Annotated in this window: 17 protein-coding genes and 1 pseudogene; 7 read left to right on the top strand and 11 right to left on the bottom strand. The window is 65.7% G+C overall.

Going from position 1 to position 18,120, the window contains the following annotated elements; genetic code table 11:
* Positions 1–12: 12 nt before the first annotated feature.
* From V9K97_RS20940 to V9K97_RS20925, 4 genes are all read right to left on the bottom strand, one after another.
* A complete protein-coding gene (locus tag V9K97_RS20940; RefSeq protein ID WP_443303855.1) occupies positions 13–900 on the bottom strand; it encodes a DMT family transporter in 888 nt (295 codons plus the stop codon).
* Positions 897–1,463 carry a CDP-diacylglycerol--glycerol-3-phosphate 3-phosphatidyltransferase gene (gene pgsA, locus V9K97_RS20935; protein WP_206178231.1) on the bottom strand — a complete coding sequence of 189 codons (567 nt, stop codon included), beginning with the start codon at positions 1,461–1,463 and terminating at the stop codon, positions 897–899. Before pgsA ends, V9K97_RS20940 begins: the two co-directional genes overlap by 4 nt.
* Before the next feature lie 56 nt (positions 1,464–1,519).
* Positions 1,520–3,481 carry an excinuclease ABC subunit UvrC gene (gene uvrC / locus V9K97_RS20930; RefSeq protein WP_337320389.1) on the bottom strand — a complete coding sequence of 654 codons (1,962 nt, stop codon included), beginning with the start codon at positions 3,479–3,481 and terminating at the stop codon, positions 1,520–1,522.
* A 76-nt stretch (positions 3,482–3,557) separates the two neighbouring features.
* Entirely contained in the window at positions 3,558–5,003 is a 1,446-nt protein-coding gene (locus V9K97_RS20925; protein WP_337320387.1) for a M20/M25/M40 family metallo-hydrolase, read from the bottom strand.
* 89 nt (positions 5,004–5,092) lie between these two features.
* Here V9K97_RS20925 and earP point away from each other — a divergent pair, with 89 nt between their 5' ends.
* The 4 genes from earP to V9K97_RS20905 all read left to right on the top strand — a co-directional run bounded on the left by earP (position 5,093) and on the right by V9K97_RS20905 (position 8,711).
* Complete coding sequence (earP, locus tag V9K97_RS20920) at positions 5,093–6,190, top strand: elongation factor P maturation arginine rhamnosyltransferase EarP (protein WP_337320385.1); 1,098 nt, start codon at positions 5,093–5,095, stop codon at positions 6,188–6,190.
* A 176-nt stretch (positions 6,191–6,366) separates the two neighbouring features.
* Positions 6,367–6,921, top strand: a complete 555-nt coding sequence (efp, locus tag V9K97_RS20915; RefSeq protein ID WP_012746921.1) for an elongation factor P — start codon at positions 6,367–6,369, stop codon at positions 6,919–6,921.
* Between the two features lie 85 nt (positions 6,922–7,006).
* On the top strand, positions 7,007–7,786 hold the full coding sequence (locus V9K97_RS20910; RefSeq protein WP_337320383.1) for a crotonase/enoyl-CoA hydratase family protein: 780 nt from the start codon (positions 7,007–7,009) through the stop codon (positions 7,784–7,786).
* A gap of 61 nt (positions 7,787–7,847) precedes the next feature.
* On the top strand, positions 7,848–8,711 hold the full coding sequence (locus V9K97_RS20905; protein WP_337320381.1) for a TIGR00730 family Rossman fold protein: 864 nt from the start codon (positions 7,848–7,850) through the stop codon (positions 8,709–8,711).
* Positions 8,712–8,738: 27 nt separating this feature from the next.
* On the opposite strand, the gene V9K97_RS20900 is transcribed toward V9K97_RS20905, so the two are convergent.
* The 5 genes from V9K97_RS20900 to pncB are packed head-to-tail and all read right to left on the bottom strand — an operon-like array spanning position 8,739 to position 14,963.
* Positions 8,739–9,902 (bottom strand): MFS transporter, encoded by a 1,164-nt coding sequence (locus V9K97_RS20900; protein WP_258505243.1) that lies wholly within the window; start codon positions 9,900–9,902, stop codon positions 8,739–8,741.
* Positions 9,899–11,254 carry a DNA recombination protein RmuC gene (locus V9K97_RS20895; RefSeq protein ID WP_126747364.1) on the bottom strand — a complete coding sequence of 452 codons (1,356 nt, stop codon included), beginning with the start codon at positions 11,252–11,254 and terminating at the stop codon, positions 9,899–9,901. The genes V9K97_RS20900 and V9K97_RS20895 overlap by 4 nt, the downstream gene beginning before the upstream one ends.
* Before the next feature lie 50 nt (positions 11,255–11,304).
* Positions 11,305–12,291: a 2-hydroxyacid dehydrogenase gene (locus V9K97_RS20890; protein ID WP_337320377.1), complete on the bottom strand. Its 987-nt coding sequence runs from the start codon at positions 12,289–12,291 to the stop codon at positions 11,305–11,307.
* 13 nt (positions 12,292–12,304) lie between these two features.
* Positions 12,305–13,717, bottom strand: coding sequence for a sodium:proton antiporter (locus V9K97_RS20885; RefSeq protein ID WP_337320375.1), 1,413 nt, complete (start codon positions 13,715–13,717; stop codon positions 12,305–12,307).
* 25 nt (positions 13,718–13,742) lie between these two features.
* Positions 13,743–14,963, bottom strand: coding sequence for a nicotinate phosphoribosyltransferase (pncB, locus tag V9K97_RS20880; protein ID WP_157613121.1), 1,221 nt, complete (start codon positions 14,961–14,963; stop codon positions 13,743–13,745).
* 174 nt (positions 14,964–15,137) lie between these two features.
* On the opposite strand from pncB, the gene V9K97_RS20875 reads away from it, so the two are divergent.
* Both V9K97_RS20875 and V9K97_RS20870 read left to right on the top strand, forming a co-directional pair.
* Positions 15,138–15,371 carry a CsbD family protein gene (locus V9K97_RS20875; RefSeq protein ID WP_337314484.1) on the top strand — a complete coding sequence of 78 codons (234 nt, stop codon included), beginning with the start codon at positions 15,138–15,140 and terminating at the stop codon, positions 15,369–15,371.
* 86 nt (positions 15,372–15,457) lie between these two features.
* Positions 15,458–15,865 (top strand): hypothetical protein, encoded by a 408-nt coding sequence (locus tag V9K97_RS20870; protein WP_258505237.1) that lies wholly within the window; start codon positions 15,458–15,460, stop codon positions 15,863–15,865.
* A 68-nt stretch (positions 15,866–15,933) separates the two neighbouring features.
* Here V9K97_RS20870 and V9K97_RS20865 read toward each other — a convergent pair whose 3' ends face one another.
* Positions 15,934–16,377 (bottom strand): acyl-CoA thioesterase, encoded by a 444-nt coding sequence (locus V9K97_RS20865; protein ID WP_337320373.1) that lies wholly within the window; start codon positions 16,375–16,377, stop codon positions 15,934–15,936.
* Positions 16,374–17,301, bottom strand: a pseudogene (locus tag V9K97_RS20860) (histone deacetylase family protein). Before V9K97_RS20860 ends, V9K97_RS20865 begins: the two are co-directional and overlap by 4 nt.
* Before the next feature lie 185 nt (positions 17,302–17,486).
* On the opposite strand from V9K97_RS20860, the gene V9K97_RS20855 reads away from it, so the two are divergent.
* Positions 17,487–18,038 carry a phasin family protein gene (locus V9K97_RS20855; protein WP_126747372.1) on the top strand — a complete coding sequence of 184 codons (552 nt, stop codon included), beginning with the start codon at positions 17,487–17,489 and terminating at the stop codon, positions 18,036–18,038.
* The last annotated feature ends 82 nt before the right edge of the window (positions 18,039–18,120 follow it).

The following is an 18,120-nucleotide window of genomic DNA, read 5'->3' as shown; positions in this document are numbered from 1 at the left end:
AAACGCGCCCGGTCAGCGCTCGCTGCGCACCACCAGGCTTACGCCCGCCGCGGTCAGCCCGATGCCCAGCAAGGTCACCAGCGTGATCGGCTCGCGGAACAGCAGCCAGGCCATCACCGCGGTACATGGCGGTACAAGGTACAGCAAGCTGGTAACGGCGGTGGCCGTGCCGCGCTGGATCAGCATGTAGAGCAGCGAACTGCCGCCGAGCGACAGCACCAGCACCGACCACGCCATGGCGCCGGTCGAGTACACGTTCCATTCGATGCCCTGCGTTTCCATGGCCGCAAAGGGCAAGGTCACGAGCAACGCCGCCGCCATCTGCACGGCGCTGGCGCTGCGAACGTCGCACGGCGCGACGAAGCGCTTCTGGTACAGGGTGCCCGCGGTGATCGAAAGCAGCGCCATGACGGCGAGCCCCATCGTCAACGCACTGACTTCAGTGCCCTGCCCGAACTTGCGCGACACCACGAGCACCAGGCCGGCAAATCCCAGGACCAGCCCTGCCCATTGGCGCTGCGAAATGCGCCCGCCGGTGAACGAAAGCCAGATGGCGGTCAGCACCGGCTGGATGCCGACCATCAGCGCCACCAGCCCCGCGCCCATGCCCGCATGCACAGCAGCCCAGACGCCGCCCAGGTAACCCGCCTGCATCAGCACGCCCGTGGCCGCAAGGTGCCCCCACTGCGCACGCTCCTTCGGCCAGGCGACCCGCGCGAGAGCGACCCAGATGCAGAAGCACACGAGAGAAAGTGCATAGCGCACGGCCAGGAACTTGAGGGGCGGCGCATAGGGCATGCCATAGCGCGCAACGATGAAACCCGTGCTCCATATGAGCACGAAGACCGCCGGCATGGCTCGCAGCCACCCGGAGCCACGTGCCGCAGCCGCCGCCGTCATTTGCTGTGGGCCCGGATCTCGGGAATGGCCTTTTGCAGGTAATAGACCATCGACCACACGGTGAGCACCGCCGAGATCCAGATCAGCCACTGGCCCCAGAGGCCCGTGTCGATGACCTTGAACAGGCGCCCGTCATACAGCAGGAACGGGATCGCGACCATCTGCACCGTGGTCTTCACCTTGCCGATCATGTGGACCGCCACGCTCTTGCCAGCGCCGATTCGCGCCATCCATTCGCGCAGCGCCGAGATGGCGATCTCACGGCCGATGATGATCAGCGCCACGAACACATCGGCGCGCTGCAGGTGCACCAGCACCAGCAGCGCGGCACACACCAGGAACTTGTCGGCCACCGGATCCAGGAAGGCGCCGAAGGCCGAGGTCTGGTTGAGCTTGCGCGCCAGATAGCCGTCGAGCCAGTCGGTGGCGGCAAAGACGATGAACATTACCGTGGCGATCAGGTTGCGCATCGGCTCGGCGATCGGCAGGTAGAACACGCCAACGATCAATGGAATCGCGACGATGCGCGTCCAGGTCATGATGGTCGGGAGGGTCCAGAACATGCGGGCGATTGTGTCATGCGCGCGTGACCGGCCGAAGGCCAAAGGGCAAATCGGCGTCAGTGCAGTGCGCGATAGATTTCCTCGGCAAGGTCGGTGGCAATGCCTTCGACCGATGCGATGTCCTCGACGCTGGCGGCCGCCACGCCGCGGATTCCACCGAAACGCTGCAGCAGGCGCGCCCGGCGCTTCGGCCCGATGCCCGGAATGTCTTCGAGCTGGCTGCCGCCCACGCGCACCTTCGCGCGCTTGGCACGCATGCCCGTGATGGCGAAGCGGTGCGCCTCATCGCGGATCTGGGCGATCAGCATCAGGGCGGCGGAGTCCTTGCCCAGGTAGACCTTCTCGCGGCCGTCGGCAAACACCAGCTCCTCGAGCCCGACCTTGCGGCCCTCGCCTTTCTCCACCCCCACGATGAGCGAGAGCGCCAGGCCCAGCTCGCTGAACACTTCGCGCGCCATCGACACCTGGCCCTTGCCGCCGTCGACCAGCACCAGGTCGGGCATGCGCGCCGCCTTGGTCCTCGCGGGTGCATCGGTGCCCGCGCCCGCGGCATCGCCCATGGGCGGCGCGTCGGTCTCGGCCGCCATGGCCTCGGCGAGCTTGCCGTAGCGGCGATGCAGCACCTGGCGCATGGCGGCGTAGTCGTCGCCGGGCGTGATGCCCTCGATGTTGTAGCGGCGGTATTCGCGGTTCTGCATCGTGTGGTGCTCGAACACCACGCAGGATGCCTGCGTGGCCTCGCCCGCGGTGTGCGAGATGTCGAAGCACTCGATGCGGAAATTGTCGAGATCGTCGGGCGCAAGCTCCAGCGCATCGGCCAGCGCGCGGGTGCGCGCCTGCTGCGATCCTTCTTCCGCCAGGAGGCGCGCCAGTTGCAGGCCCGCGTTCGTCTCGGCCATTTCGAGCCAGTGCCGGCGCTGCTCGCGCGGCTGGAACACCGCCGTCACGCGCGAGCCGGCCTGCTGGGAGACGGCTTCGATCAGCTCGCGCCCCACCAGATGGCTCAGCACCAGCGTGGCGGGTACCGGCACATCGATGTAGTGCTGGGCAATGAAGGCCTCGAGCACTTGCACTTCGATCGAATCGGCCGGCGCGGGCACCACGCCCTCTTCCGCATCGAGCTCGCCATGATGGATTTGCGCGGCGTCTTCCACGTGCACGGGAAAGTAGGCGCGGTCGCCCAGGTGCCGGCCGCCGCGCACCATCGCCAGGTTGACGCAGGCCTTGCCGCCCTGCACCTTCACGGCGAGGATGTCCACGTCCTTGTCGGAAGCAATTTCGATCGACTGCTGGTGCAGCACACGAGAAATCGCCGACATCTGGTTGCGCAGCTCCGCCGCCTGCTCGAATTCGAGCTTCTCCGCGTGCTCGGTCATGCGTGCCTCGAGCTTCGACAACACCAGTTGCGTGTCGCCCATCAGAAAGGCTTCGGCGCTGGCCACGTCCTGCGCATAGGCCTCGGGCGTGACGTAGCCCACGCACGGCCCGGTGCACCGCTTGATCTGGTACAGCAGGCAAGGCCGCGTGCGGTTGGCGTACACCGTGTCTTCGCAGGTGCGCAGCTTGAATACTTTCTGCAGCAGCTGGATCGACTCCTTCACCGCCCAGGCGCTCGGGTACGGCCCGAAGTAGCGGTGCTTCTTGTCGACCGCGCCGCGGTAGTAGGCCAGCCGCGGAAACTCGTGCGAGGCGATCTTCAGGTACGGGTAGCTCTTGTCGTCGCGAAACAGGATGTTGTAGCGCGGCTTGAGCGTCTTGATGAGATTGTTCTCGAGCAGCAGCGCCTCGGCCTCGGAGCGCACCACGGTGGTCTCCATGCGCGCGATCTTCGAGATCATGTGGCCGATGCGCGTGCCGCCATGGCTCTTCTGGAAATAGTTCGCAACCCGCTTCTTGAGGTTGCGCGCCTTGCCCACATAGAGCACCGCGCCGGCCGCATCGAAATAGCGGTACACGCCCGGCAGCTGCGGCAGGGCCGCGACTTCGCTGAGCAATTGATCGGAATGCACGTCTGACATGGCGGCTATTGTGGCGCGCTGAAGAAAGCAGAAACGCGGCGACCAGCTCGGCCGCCGCGTTTCTTATGACCCGGAGCTACTTGGCGAGTTCGCTCACCAGCCGGTACAGGAACTCGCGACCGTCATACAGCCGCTGGATCTCGATGCGCTCGTCCAGCCCGTGGGCGCGCGCATCGGCGGGGTCGAGGAACATGCCCGTCACACCGTACATCGGAATGCCGGCATTGCGCATGAAGCGGCTGTCGGTAGCGCCCGTGCTCATTGCCGGCACCACGGGCACACCCGGCCACATGGCCTGCGTCACCGATTCGACCGTCTTCACGAGATCGCCGTTCAGCGGAGAGGCCGGGCTGCGCAGCGGCTTGCCGACGTTGCGCACCACGATCTTGTCGTTTCCGATGGCCTGGGTCAGCAGCCGTTCGATTTCCTCGGGGTCGTCGTGCGGCAGGATGCGGCAATTGACCGTGGCCTTGGCCGACTGCGGAAGCGCATTTTCGGCATGCCCCGCCTGCACCATGGTTGCCACGCAGGTGGTGCGCAGCTGCGCGTTGTAGGCCGGGTTGGCCGAAAGCCGCTCGATCACCGCGGCATCGGGGTTGCCGCCGCCGATGGCGCGCATGTCGTCGGCCAACTGGCCGGTGGCAAAGGGCGCGCTGCGTGCGAAATAGGTCTTCGTGACATCGGCCAGCTTGACCGGGAACGCGTAGTTGCCCAGACGCTCCAGGCCCGCCGACAGCGCATAGATCGGGTTACTCTTCGTCGGCACCGAGCTGTGGCCGCCCACATCGCGCGCCTCGAGCATGTAGGTGGTGTACATCTTCTCGGCCACCTGCATGCGGTGCAGGTTCGGCTTTCCGCCGCGCAGCTCGCCGCCGCCGCCTTCGTTGATGCCGAATTCCGCCTGCAGCAGCTCGGGCTTGTTGTTGATGAGCCAGAAGGCGCCGTTGCTGAGCGCATCGCCGCGCTCTTCGTCGGCCGTCAGCGCGAGGATGATGTCGCGGCTGGGCTTGAAGCCTTCCTGCTTGAGCTGCCCCAGCACCGACACCAGCGCCGCGGCCATCGCCTTGTCGTCGATGGAACCCCGGGCCGTGAAGTAGCCGCCGGTTTCCTGCAGTTTGAACGGATCGGTCTTCCAGTCTTCGCGCTTGGCCTCGACCACGTCGAGGTGCGCCAGCAGCAGCAACGGTTTCTTGCTGCCGTTGCCCTTGAAGCGCAGCACCAGGTTGCCCTTCTTGGGGAAGGGCTCGAAGATCTGGATGTCGCCCGGGGCAAAGCCCGCATCGACCAGCCGCTTTTCCATGGCACGCGCCGCCTGCGTGTTGTCGCCCACCGAATGGCTGGTGTTGATCTCGATCAACTCCTTGTAGATGCCATGAAACCGCTGCTGTTGCGGCGTGAGCGACGGCGTGGTCTGCGCCGAGGCGCCCACGACGCCGCCCAAGGCCAAGGACAGGGCGAGCACGGTTCTCGCCGTGCGAAGGCAACCAGGGAACAGCGGCGAACGGCGGGTCTTCATGCGCATGGTTTCTCGCTCCGGGATGTTGTGGTGCCGGCCAGCATACCAAGCAGCCACCACTGCCCCGGCCCGCCGAAGACGGGCACACTGGCGCCATGCAATGGGACATCTTCTGCAAGGTCATCGACAACCACGGCGACCTGGGCGTGTGCTGGCGGCTGGCCAGCCAGCTGGCAGCGCTCGGCGAGTGCGTGCGGCTTTGGATCGACGACGCCACGGCGCTGCACTGGATGGCGCCCGCCGGCTGCGAGGGCGTGAGCGTGGTCGACTGGCTCGACGCCGCCGCCGTCCGGCAGGCGGCCGCGGCCCCGCCGCCCGACGTGCTGATCGAAGCCTTCGGTTGCGAACCGGCACCCGAGTTGATCGCCCGCTTTGCCGAGCCGCCGGCCGCGGGCGGGCCGGGCCGGGCGTGGATCAATCTCGAATACCTGTCGGCCGAGCCCTATGTGGAACGGCTGCACGGGCTGCCTTCGCCGGTGTTCAAGGGACCTGGTGCGGGACTGACCAAGCGCTTTTTCTATCCCGGCTTCACGCCGGCCACCGGGGGACTGCTGCGGGAGCCCGGCCTCCTGGAACGGCGGGCGCATTTCGACCGCGGGCAATGGCTGGCGGCGCAGGAAATCCCCTGGCGCGAAGGCGAGCGGCTCGTGTCGCTCTTCTGCTACGAACCCCCGGCGCTGGCGACCCTGCTCGAGCAACTGGCGGCAGATCCGCAGCCGACCCGGCTCCTGGTGACTTCGGGCCGCGCCGCCCATGCGGTCAGGGCGTTCTTTTCAAGCCGGCAACGGCCGGCCCACGGGCTTTCAGGCTGGGGAGCGCTATCAATTTCATACCTGCCCTACCTCACGCAGCCGGATTTCGACCATCTTCTGTGGGCCTGCGAGCTGAACTTCGTGCGCGGCGAAGATTCGCTGGTGCGCGCCCTCTGGGCCGGCGCGCCCCTCGTGTGGCAAATCTACCCGCAGGACGATGACGCGCATCACGTGAAGCTCGGCGCCTGGCTCGACTGGCTGGGCGCGCCGCCGTCACTGCGGCAGTTTCACCACGCCTGGAACGGCTTCGGCGACAGCCCTCTGCCCCCTCTCGAAATACCGGGGGCATGGCATGAAAGCGTACTGGCGGCCCGCGAAAAGCTGTGCGCGCAAGAGGACTTGGTCGCGCAACTGCGGCATCTGGTCGCCGGAAAAAGCTAAAATAGCGGGCTTTGCGGATTTCGGCCCGGATTACACAGATCCGAGATGCTGTCCGCCAAACCTGCCGCGGGACATGTACCGCGGGGCCAAGAACGCCGGCAAGACGTTGCACCGCAACATTGCAAACGTCGCCCATGGCCCCGTGCACCGAGCGGCCAACATCCAGAGAACCTGATATGAAAATCGCTCAAGAAATCCGCGCCGGCAACGTCATCATGCACGGCAAGGACCCGATGGTCGTCCTCAAGACCGAATACAGCCGCGGCGGCCGCAACTCCGCCACCGTGCGCATGAAGCTCAAGAGCCTGATCGCCAACTTCAACACCGAAGTGGTCTTCAAGGCCGACGACAAGATCGACCAGATCGTGCTCGACAAGAAGGAGTGCACCTACTCCTACTTCGCCGATCCGATGTACGTGTGCATGGACACCGAGTACAACCAGTACGAAGTCGAAGCCGAGAACATGGGCGACGCCCTCAACTACCTCGAAGACGGCATGCCCGTCGAAGTGGTGTTCTACGACGGCAAGGCCATTTCGGTCGAACTGCCCACCAGCGTCGAGCGCGAAATCACCTGGACCGAGCCGGCCGTCAAGGGCGACACCTCGGGCAAGGTGCTCAAGCCCGCCAAGATCGCAACCGGCTTCGAAGTGCCGGTTCCGCTCTTCGTCTCGCAAGGCGACAAGATCGAAATCGACACCCGCACCGGCGAATACCGCAAGCGCGTCTAAGCGCTTGCTGGCGGGCCGAACCGCCACCCTGACAAAAGGCTCCGAAAGGAGTCTTTTTTCGTTGATGGGCGTACCCTTTGCCCTCATGAACACGTCCGCCAGCGTTCGCACCGAAATCGATGGGCCGGTCAGCACCATCGTCATGAGCCGCCCGAAGCAGCGCAATGCCGTCGACCGGCCCATGGCCGACGCGCTGCGCGCCGCCTTCGAGCGCTTCGAAGCCGACGAAAGCCAGCGCGTGGCCGTGCTGTGGGGCGAGCACGGCACCTTCTGTGCTGGCGCTGACCTGGGCGCGGTCGCCGATCCTGCCAGGCGCAATGAGCTCGACCCCGAGGGTGGCGGCTCCGCGCCCATGGGGCCGACTCGCATGGCGCTGAGCAAGCCACTGATTGCCGCCATCAGCGGCCATGCGGTGGCCGGCGGGCTCGAGCTGGCCCTGCTGGCCGACCTTCGGGTGGCCGAAGAAGATGCGGTGCTGGGCGTGTTCTGTCGCCGCTGGGGCGTGCCGCTGATCGACGGCGGCACCGTGCGGCTGCCGCGCATTGTCGGCATGGGCCGCGCGCTTGACCTCATCCTGACGGGCCGGCCCGTGAGCGCCCAGGAAGCGCTTGCCATGGGCCTGGTGAACCGTCTCGTGCCAAAGGGCCAGGCCCGCGAGACAGCCGAAGCGCTTGCGCGCGAGATTGCGGCCTTTCCACAGCAATGCATGCTGGCGGACCGCCATTCCGCCTACGCCCAGTGGGACTTGCCGCTGGCCGAGGCGCTGCAGCAGGAGGGGCGCCTTGGCGTGCCGATCGTCGCGGCCGAAGGTGCTGCGGGCGCCGAGCGCTTTGTGCGAGGTGCGGGGCGGCACGGCACTTTCTGAACCGGCGGGCATGCCGGTTGCAAGGCTGCACAATGCACCCGTCTTCCTGTCTGATTCCTCCATGAACAACACGCACGACCTTCACGACAAACGCCTCGCCGATGCCTGGGCCACGCTCAAGACGCATTCGGAAAAAGGCCTCCCGCTCGACCCCGATCCCTCGCGCATCGCCTTCGCGGACCCCGAGTTCTTGCTGCGCCGCGAAACCCGCGGCATCCGCATGCAGCTCGAGCTGATGAAGCCCGACCTCGAGCAGCGCGCCCACGGCATCGAAAACACCGTGGTGGTGTTCGGCAGCGCCCGCTTCCGCAGCGAGGAAGAAGCTGCCGCGCTGGTCGCCCAGGCCGAAGCCAGCGGCGATGCCGTCGCGGCCGAGCGGTGGCGCCGGCTGGCGCGCAGCTCGCACTATTACGAGAAGGCGCGTGCCTTCGGCAAGCTGGTGGCGCAATACAGCGATGGCAAGCAGCCCGAAGACAAGCTCTTCGTCTGCACCGGCGGCGGCCCCGGCATCATGCAGGCGGCCAACCGGGGCGCGCATGAAGGTGGCGGCCTTTCGGTCGGCCTTGCTATTGCGCTGCCGATGGAAGAAGAAGCGAATCCGTACGTCACGCCGGCCCTGAGCTTCAAGTTCCACTACTTCGCCATCCGCAAGATGCATTTCATGATGCGTGCGAAGGCGCTGGTGGCCTTCCCCGGCGGCTTCGGCACGCTCGACGAGCTGTTCGAAGTGATCACGCTCGTGCAGACCAAGAAGTCGAAGCCGGTGCCGATCGTGCTGTTCGGTTCGGCCTACTGGAAGAAGCTGATCGACTTCGACTTCCTGGTCGAGGAAGGCGTGATTTCGCCGACGGATGTGAAGCTGTTCGAATACGTCGACGCGCCCGAAGACGCGTGGGACGCGATCAAGCGCTTCTACAAGCTGTAAGCGCAAACAGCGCCGCGCCTCCGGCTTTCAGGCCTTCAAGCCCCAGGTGGCCCGGGCGCCCAGCGCAACCACGGCGCCCACCACCCAGAAAACGCCGGCAATGCCGATCAGCGCGCCGATCGAGCCGAACAGCATCGGCATGGCCACGCTCGATGCATTGATGGTCATGAGCCGCAGGCCCAGCGCCTCGCCGTGCCGCTCGTGCGGCGTGATCTGGTGCAGCATGCTCATCACCATGGGCTGCACGGCCCCGAGCGCGAAGCCCAGCACCACGGAGCACAGGCCCATGGTCAGGGCCGAATCGAGCAGCGGATAGACCGCGAACACCGCCGCCGTGACGATGGTCGAAATCAGGATCACGCTGCGCTCCGACGCGCGCGAGGCGATGAGCGGCAGCACGACTCGGATGGCGGCCGCCGCAATGGCAAAGGCACCAAGAATGGAGCCGATGACCGAAGCGCTGATGCCGCGGTCGTGCCCCAGCACGGGCAGCACGAAGGCATGCACGTCCCAGCTCGACGACTGCAGCCAGTTCACGAACAGCAGGCGCCGGAACATCGGTTCACGCAGCAGGTCCCACGCCCGCGTGGGTGCGGCCCCTGCCGCGGGCGCGACGGGCGGAGGTTCGTGCGCGCCGCGCGCAAACAGCCAGCAGGCGATGGACAGCAGAGCCATGGCCGCAAAGCAGACCCGGAATGCCAGCATGTCCGCAGGAGCCCGGCCGGCGTGGTCGATCAGCATGCCGGCGACGAACGGGCCGACGAAATTGGCGACCGCGGGCGCAATCGCGAGCCAGCTGAACACGCGCTTGAGTTGCGTGGCGTTGGTGGCGGAGCGGCCCACATGCCGCTGCAGCGCAATGACCGTTGCGCCCGTGGCACCGCCGGTCAGCAGCGCCGCCAGGCACATGACCGGGAAGACCGGAAAGATCACCACGAGGCCCGCACCGCCCGAAGCCGCCAGGACCGAAAGCCACAGCGGCCGCTTGAAGCCGTGCCTATCGGCAAACCTGCCCGCCGGCAGCGCAAGAAACACCTGCGTGAGCGCGAACAGCGCAATCAGCACGCCGACCGCCGCTGCGCTGTACCCCTGCTGCAGCGCCAGCAGCGGCGTTGCGAGCCGCATGCCGGCCATGGTGGCGTGCAGGCACACCTGGGCCCCGATCACGCGCAGCAGTTCGGAGCCTTTCACGGGGTGTCGTCGCCCTCGCTGTCGGCCGTGGGGGGCAGCAGCACCTGCGACTGCGCCTCGGGCAGCGCCTCGACCTTGCGCAGCGCGAGGCGCATCTGCTTGGCGCGCGTGTCGGCCTTGTCGAGCGTGTCGGAGGCCTTGGCCACCTGCTCCTTGATGCGCGACACCCATTCGCCATAGCGCTCGAATTCGGTCTTGACCGCCCCCAGCACCTTCCATACCTCCGAGGCCTGCTGCTCGAGGGCCAGCGTGCGAAAGCCCATGTGCAGGCTGTTGAGCATGGCAAGCAAGGTGGTCGGCCCCGCCAGCGTCACGCGGTGCTGGCGCTGGATGGCGTCCATCAGGCCCGGGCGGCGCAGCACCTCGGCATAGAGGCTCTCGACCGGCAGGAACAGGATGGCGAAATCGGTGGTGTGCGGCGCGGCAAGGTAGTTCTCCGCAATTGAGCGCGCCTCGCTGCGGATGCGCGCTTCGAGCGCCTTGGCTGCAAGCTCAGCGCCGGCCGCGTCGGCGCGCTCGTGCGCATCGATCAGGCGCTCGTAGTCGTCGCGCGGAAACTTGGCGTCGATCGGCAGCCACACGGGCGCGCCGTCGTCGCCGCGGCCCGGAAAGCGAATGGCAAAGTCCACCCGCTGGCCGCTGCGCGGCTTGGTCTCGATCTGCTTGGCGTACTGGTCCGGGGTCAGCACCTGCTCGAGCAGCGCTTCAAGCTGCACTTCGCCGAACACGCCGCGCGTCTTCACGTTGGTCAGCACGCGCTGCAGGCTGCCGACGCCTACCGCCAGCGTCTGCATTTCGCCCAGGCCCTTGTGCACCTGCTCGAGCCGGTCGGCCACCTGCTTGAAGCTCTCGCCCAGCCGCGCTTCGAGCGTGCTCTGCAGCTTTTCGTCGACGGTCTTGCGCATTTCGTCGAGCTTGGCGGTATTGCTCTGCTGCAGCTGCGCCAGCTGCGCTTCCATGGTCTCGCGCACTTCGGCAAGGCGGCGCGCGTTGGAATCGCTCAGGCCCTGCAGCTGCGTGTTGAGCGTGTCGGCCAGGCTCTTCTGCAGCGATGCGAGCTGCAGCGAGAAAGCATCGAGCTGCGCATTCTGCGTGCGCGTGGCCTCGGCCCCCTGCTGTACGAGCGCCTGCTGGAAGGTGGCAAAGGCCTGTGCGGTTTCCTGCCGCGCACCGCGCGAGCTCTCGCCGATTTCGTGGCGCAGCTCGCGCTCGGTGCGCTCGTTGGCCGCGCCCATGGCGGCGAGCACGGTCAGCATTTCGCTGTGGTCGGGCTTGGGCTGGCGGCGCGCGAGCAGCCAGATCACCAGCACGAGCTGCACCACGGCAAAGGCGGCCAGCAGAAGAAGAATCAAGTCGGTCGATTGCAAAATGGGATCGCTGTTTTCGCTTGGGTTTGCGGGTGTTACTTGCCGGCCGCCGGAACGGGCGTGACGGGCGTGAGCGGCCCCTTGCCGCCGAACCAGGCAATGAGGTTGTCGGCCGCCAACTCGGCCATGGCGCGGCGCGTGGGCACGGTGGCGCTTGCAATGTGGGGCGTGAGCACCACGTTCGGCACCGTCAGCAGATCGGGGTGAACCTTGGGCTCGCCTTCGAACACGTCCAGGCCCGCCGCCGCAATGCGCTTTTCGCGCAGCGCCACGGCCAGCGCCGCATCGTCGACGATGCCGCCGCGCGCAATGTTCACCAGCGTGGCGGTCGGCTTCATCAGCGCGATTTCAGCCGCGCCGATGGTGTGGTGCGAAGCCGGCGAATACGGCACCACCAGCACCACGTGATCGGCGGTCTTCAGAAGCTCCTCCTTGCTCACGTAGCTGGCCTTGCATTCGGCCTCGAGAGAAGCGTCGAGCCGCGAGCGGTTGTGATAGACCACCTTCATGCCGAAGCCGTGCGCGCCGCGCTTGGCAATGCCCTGTCCGATGCGGCCCATGCCGATGATGCCGAGGGTGGAGCCATGAATGTCGGAGCCCGCGAACATGTCGAAGCTCCATTTCTGCCACTTGCCCGCGCGCAGGAAGTGTTCGCTTTCGGTGATGCGGCGGGCCGTGGCCATCAGGAGCGCAAAGCCGAAGTCGGCCGTGGTCTCGGTGAGCACGTCGGGCGCGTTGGTGCCCAGCACGCCGTGCGCGGCCATCGCGTCGACGTCGAAGTTGTTGTAGCCCACGGCCATGTTGGCGCAGATTTTCAGGTCGGGGCAGGCGTCGAGCACCGCGGCATCGATGCGCTCGCTGCCGGTGGTAAAGGCGCCCTGCTTGCCCTGGAGCTTGGCGACCAGCTGCTCCTTGCTCCAGCTCTCGTCGGACTGGTTCGACTCGACTTCGAAATGCTGCGAGAGGCGTTCGATGGTTTCGGGAAAGATCGCGCGTGCGACCAGGATCTTGGGCTTGCTCATGATGTGTCTGCGCCTAGCGGAAAAAGATGAAGGTGGAGAGAACGAACAGCGGTATCAGGATGGCCACCGACCATGCCATGTAGCCGAAGAAGCTGGGCATGCGCACGCCGCGGCTCTCGGCAATGGCCTTGACCATGAGGTTGGGCGCATTGCCGATGTAGGTGTTGGCGCCCATGAACACGGCGCCGGCCGAAATGGCCGCCAGCGTGGTGGCGTAGGTGGTCATGAGCGCAGCGGCATCGCCGCCCGCGGTGTTGAAGAACACCAGGTAGGTCGGTGCGTTGTCCAGGAACGAGCTCAGGATGCCGGTGGCCCAGAAGTACATCGCCGGATCGGGCAGGCCATCGGGCCGGGTCACCGCGGCAACCACCGCGCCGAAGGGCCCGTGCACGCCCGCCTTGAGCATGGCAATCACGGGAATGATGGTCAGGAAAATGCCCGCGAACAGCTTGGCCACCTCGGTCATGGGGCCCCACTCGAACTGGTTATCCGCATGCACCTTGGCCGAGGTGATCTTGAGCGAGAGCAGCGTGATGGCGATCAGGCCGACGTCGCGCACCAGCCCCGGCAGACCGACGCGCGTGCCGAACACATCGAAGCCCACGGGCGATTTCCAGATGCCCGAGAGCAGCACGAAGAAGATGATGCCGCCCAGCAGCCAGAAATTGGCCGCCCCGTCGAAGCCGACACGCTGGGTATCGGGCGTCGGGTCGAACGGCAGCACGCCCTCCTTGCGGTAGTGGTGCCGGTCGACCACATAGAACAGCGCGAGCAGCAGGCCGACCAGGAACAGCGTGTTGGGCAGGATGTTCCGCGCCGTCCAGAAAAAGTCGACACCCTTCAGGAAGCCGAGGAACAGCGGCGGGTCGCCCAGCGGCGTGAGCGAGCCGCCCGCGTTCGACACGATGAAGATGAAGAACACCACCACATGCGCCTTGCTCACGCGGTTGTCGTTGGCGCGGATCAGCGGCCGGATCAGCAGCATCGAGGCGCCCGTGGTTCCCATGAAGCTCGCAAGCACCGCGCCGATGGCGAGGATGGCCGTGTTGAGCCCGGGCGCGCCATGCAGGTTGCCGCGAATGTGGATGCCCCCCGCCACCGTGAACAGCGCGGTGAGCAGGATGATGAAGGGGATGTATTCCTCCACCAGGGCATGCACGAGTTGGGCTCCGGCCAGCGGCGCACCGTAGATCGCGGCAAAGGGAAGAAGAAACGCCAGCGCCCAGGCGGCCGAGATCTTGCCGTAGTGGTGGTGCCAGAAGCCCGGTGCCAGCAGCGGCATCAGCGCGATCGACAGCAGGATGCCCGCGAACGGAACACCCCAGAGCGCAGAAAGCTTGCTGCCGTCGAATTCGGCAGCCATGGCAAGCGCGGGAAACATCATCGGCAGCACTGCGGCCGCCGCCAGGCGAACTGTTTTTTTCATGGAGCCGTACCGTACCAGACGGGCGTCAGGCCGGCGGCTGTTCGATCTCGAACACCTGGCGCAGGTACGCCAGGTATTTTTCGTCCTCGCACATGTTCTTGGATGGCGTGTCCGACAGCTTGGCCACGGGCTGGCCGTTGCAGTTGATCATCTTGATGACGATCTGCAGCGGCTCGTAGCCCAGGTCGTTGGTGAGATTGGTTCCAATGCCGAAGGCCAGCTGGCAGCGGCCGCGGAACTGCTGGTAGAGCTCGATGGTGCGCGGCACCGTGAGGCCGTCGCTGAAGATCAGCGTCTTGGTGAGCGGATCGACGCGGTTGGCCGCGTAATGCGCCAGCATGCGTTCACCCCACTGGAAAGGATCGCCGCTGTCGTGGCGCGCACCGTCGAACAGCTTGCAGAAGTACAGGTCGAAGTCGCGCAGGAAGGCGCTCATGCCATACACGTCGGACAGCGCAATGCCCAGATCGCCGCGGTATTCACGGGCCCAGCTCTCGAAGCCGAAGATCTGGCTGTCGCGCAGCCGCGGGCCGAGCGCCTGGCAGGCCTGCAGGTATTCATGGGCCATGGTGCCCAGCGGAATCAGGCCCAGCTTCATGGCGTACAGCACATTGCTGGTGCCCGCGAGCTGCGGCAGCCGCGCACCGGGCTTGGGATGCAGCGTCGGCGGCGTCACCGCGCCCAGCCGGGCGTTGAGCGTGCGCAGCACTTCTTCATGCCAGTCCTTGGAAAAGCGGCGGCGCGTGCCGTAGTCGGCAATCTTGAGATCGGCCAGCCCGGCGTCCTGCAGCTGCCCGATCTTGGTCTCCAGGCGCCGCCGGCCTTCCTCGAAGTCGGGCTTCTTCTGCGTGTTGCGGAAGTAGACCTCGTTCACGATGGCCAACACCGGAATCTCGAACAGGATGGTGTGCAGCCACGGCCCCTGGATGCGGATCTCGAGTTCCCCCGAGGGTTGCGGAATGATGTTGATGTACTTCTCGTTGAGCCGGAAGAGCCCGAGAAAGTCGACGAAGTCGCTCTTGATGAAACGCATCGACCGCAGGTAGGCCAGCTCGGCGTCCCGGAACTGCAGGGAGCAGAGGCTTCGCACTTCTTCCCGTATCTGCCCTGCGAACTGCGCCAGGTCGACGCCGGGGTTGCGGCACTTGAACCGGTACTCGACCCGGGCGCCGGGAAAGTGATGCAGGACGACCTGCATCATGGTGAACTTGTAGAGGTCGGTGTCGAGCAGGCTGTGAATGATCATGGTGCGGCGCGCGTTGTCTCAAGCTTTTCGGCGTGCGTTCGATTATCACGGGCAGCGTCGGCTTGTGCCTACGGGGCCTGCACTGCACGTCCTACCGCCAGGGTGAATCGGTCCCGCCACATTTTGTTCACGGCGGCCAACAGCCCGCCGAATCAACCGTACAAGGAGATTCGCATGAACAAGGACACCATCGAAGGCAACTGGAAACAGCTCAAGGGCAAGGTCAAGGAGCAATGGGGCAAGCTGACCGACGACGACTTCGACGTCATTGCCGGCAAGCGCGACCAGCTCCTCGGCCGCATCCAGGAACGCCACGGCATCAGCCGCGACGAGGCCGAAAGACAGGTGAAGGAATGGGAATCGCGCGACGGCCGCACGCCCGACACCCTCTGGTACGAAAAGTATTGACGCCTGCCGGGTGGCCTGAAGGCCGCCCCGCGTCCTGACTTCTTTCCAACTTCACTTTTTCAACTTCAAAAAGAAAGAACACCAAAATGAAAAAACATCTGCTCATGCTCGCTCTCGCCTCGACCTGTTTCATGGCCACGCACGCCAGCGCGATGACCAAGGACGAATACAAGGCCGCCAAGGACAAGATCGAAGCCGACTACAAGTCCGCGAAGGCCCAGTGCGACGCAATGAAGGACAACGCAAAAGACGTCTGCCAGAAGGAAGCCAAGGGCGCCGAGAACGTGGCCAAGGCCGAACTGGAGCAGCAATACAAGCCGAGCGATGCACACGCACGCAAGGTTGCTGAAGAAAAGGTGAAGGCCAAGTACGAAGTCGCAAAGGAAAAGTGCGACGACCAGGCGGGCGATGCCAAGTCTGCCTGCGAGAAGCAGGCCAAGGCCGACGAAGCCCAAGGCAAGGCCGACGTCAAGGCCATGAAGAAGACCATGTAAGAACCGCGGCGGTCCCAACCGGATCGCGGCAAAAAAAACGGCGCCCTCGGGCGCCGTTTTTCATGGGGTCAGGTCTTCAGGGAGTCGACGACTTGCTGCAGCGCCTCGGGCAACGGCACCGGCCGCTGCGTGGCCCGATCGACATACACATGCACGAAGTGGCCCTGCGCTGCCGCCGCGTCCGAGCCTTCCGCAAAGAGCGCAATCTCATAGCGCACGCTCGACCGGCCCGCCTGGGCCACGCGAATGCCGGCTTCCACCGTCTGCGGAAAAGCAATCGGCGCGAAGTAGTTGCACTGCGTTTCGACCACGAAGCCGATGGTCTGGCCCTGGTGGATGTCGAGCGCGCCGCGCTCGATCAGCAGCGCGTTCACCGCCGTGTCGAACCAGCTGTAGTAGACGACGTTGTTGACATGGCCGTACATGTCGTTGTCGGCCCAGCGCGTGGGGATGCTGCGAAACGCGCGGTAGCCGCTCCGGGAATTCGGCGTGGGTTTGGTGGCGGAGCTCATCGCGCGGCATTTTGCCAGCGGCGCCAATACTCGAAGGCCACCCTGAAGGTGCCTAGCTGCACCTGCACCGTCTCGGCAATGTCGCTGGCGTAGCCGCCGGCCATGGCAAAGGCCACCGGAATGCGGCGTTGCCAGGTCCAGTCGAACACCCGCCGGTCCCGCGCCTCCAGGCCGTCGAACGTCAGCTTGAGCCGGCCAAGCCGGTCGCGCTCGAAGGGGTCGGCACCCGCCAGGTAGATCACCAGCCCGGGCGAGAGGCGCCGGTCCAGCTCGTCCAGCGCATGCTCGAGCGCCATGAGGTAGTCGGCATCTCCGCAGCCGTCGGGCAGCTCGACGTCGAGATCGCTCGCCTCCTTGCGGAACGGAAAGTTCTTCTGGCCGTGCAGCGAGAGCGTGAAGACACTCGGGTCGTTGCGAAAGATGCTGGCCGTGCCGTTGCCCTGGTGCACGTCCAGGTCGATGACCGCCACCTTCAAGCTGCCGGCCGCTGCGCCCATGCTCGGCCTGCATCAGCCGCGCGGCCACGGCAGCGTCGTTGAAGACGCAGAACCCGCCGCCCTTGTCGGCATAGGCGTGGTGCGTACCGCCTGCCATGTTGGCCGCCACGCCGCCGGCAAATGCCGCGCGGCAGGCCGCGATGGTTGCCCCCGTGGAGCGGCGCGAGCGCTCGACCATCGCCTCGCTCCAGGGAAAGCCGATTTCCCGCATCGCCTGCGGGCTTACGCTGCCGTCGCTGATGGCCGCTATCCACTGCGGGGTGTGGGCCAGCGCCAGTTCGCCGTCGGTGGCGCGCGGCGCCTGGTCCATGTCCACCCCGGGCAGGTGCTCGAGCAGCCGGTCGCGCAGCAGCGCGTAGCGGGACATCGGAAAGCGGTGGCCGGGCGGCAAAGGCAGGACGAACTGGCCGGAATAGAAGGCGCGCATGGCTGCATTCTGGGGCGCGAGCCGAATTTAGAAAGTGTGTTCTAAATTGCTGCAAAGCAGCAAAACCCCCTTGATCGCAAAGCTGTGCTGCCTATACTTGAGGCCATGCTGCACCGCAACAAAAACAAAGACGACGAGGCAGCGCAACGTGAACCGACCACCATCATCCTTACTGGAGATTCCACATGGCACTGACCGCTGACCAAATCCTCGCCGCCCAAAAAGCAAACCTCGAAACCCTGTTCGGCCTGACCACCAAGGCTTTCGAAGGCGTCGAGAAGCTCGTCGAACTGAACGTGACCGCTTCCAAGGCTGCCCTGGCCGAAGCCGCCGGCACCGCCCAAGCCGCCCTGAACGTCAAGGACGCGCAAGAACTGCTGACGCTGCAAGCCAGCCTGTTCCAGCCCCTGGCCGAAAAGACCGCCGCCTACAGCCGTCATCTGTATGACATCGCCCAAGGCACCGGCGCCGAGTTCACCAAGGCTTTCGAAGCCAAGGCTGCTGAAGCCCAGCAAACCTTCGTCGGCCTGGTCGACAGCGCTTCCAAGAACGCACCCGCCGGCTCGGAAACCGCCGTTGCCGTGCTGAAGAGCGCCGTGGCTGCCGCCAACAACGCTTTCGAATCGGTCCAGAAGGCCGTCAAGCAAGCGTCGGACGTTGCCGAAGCCAACTTCAACGCCGTGTCGTCGCAAGCCGTCGCCGCCGCGAAGACCGCGACCACCGCTCGCAAGCGCTAAGCCGCCGACCACCACCAGTTGTCTCCTTGGGTCCTCACGGATCCAATTCAGGGCCTCATCTCCGGATGAGGCCTTTTTTTTG

This window comes from Variovorax sp. CCNWLW186 (assembly GCF_037203865.1).
In the GTDB taxonomy this organism is placed as follows: domain Bacteria; phylum Pseudomonadota; class Gammaproteobacteria; order Burkholderiales; family Burkholderiaceae_C; genus Variovorax.
The sequence above is the reverse complement of the archived record's forward strand: the minus strand, read 5'-3'. Positions and strand labels throughout refer to the sequence as shown.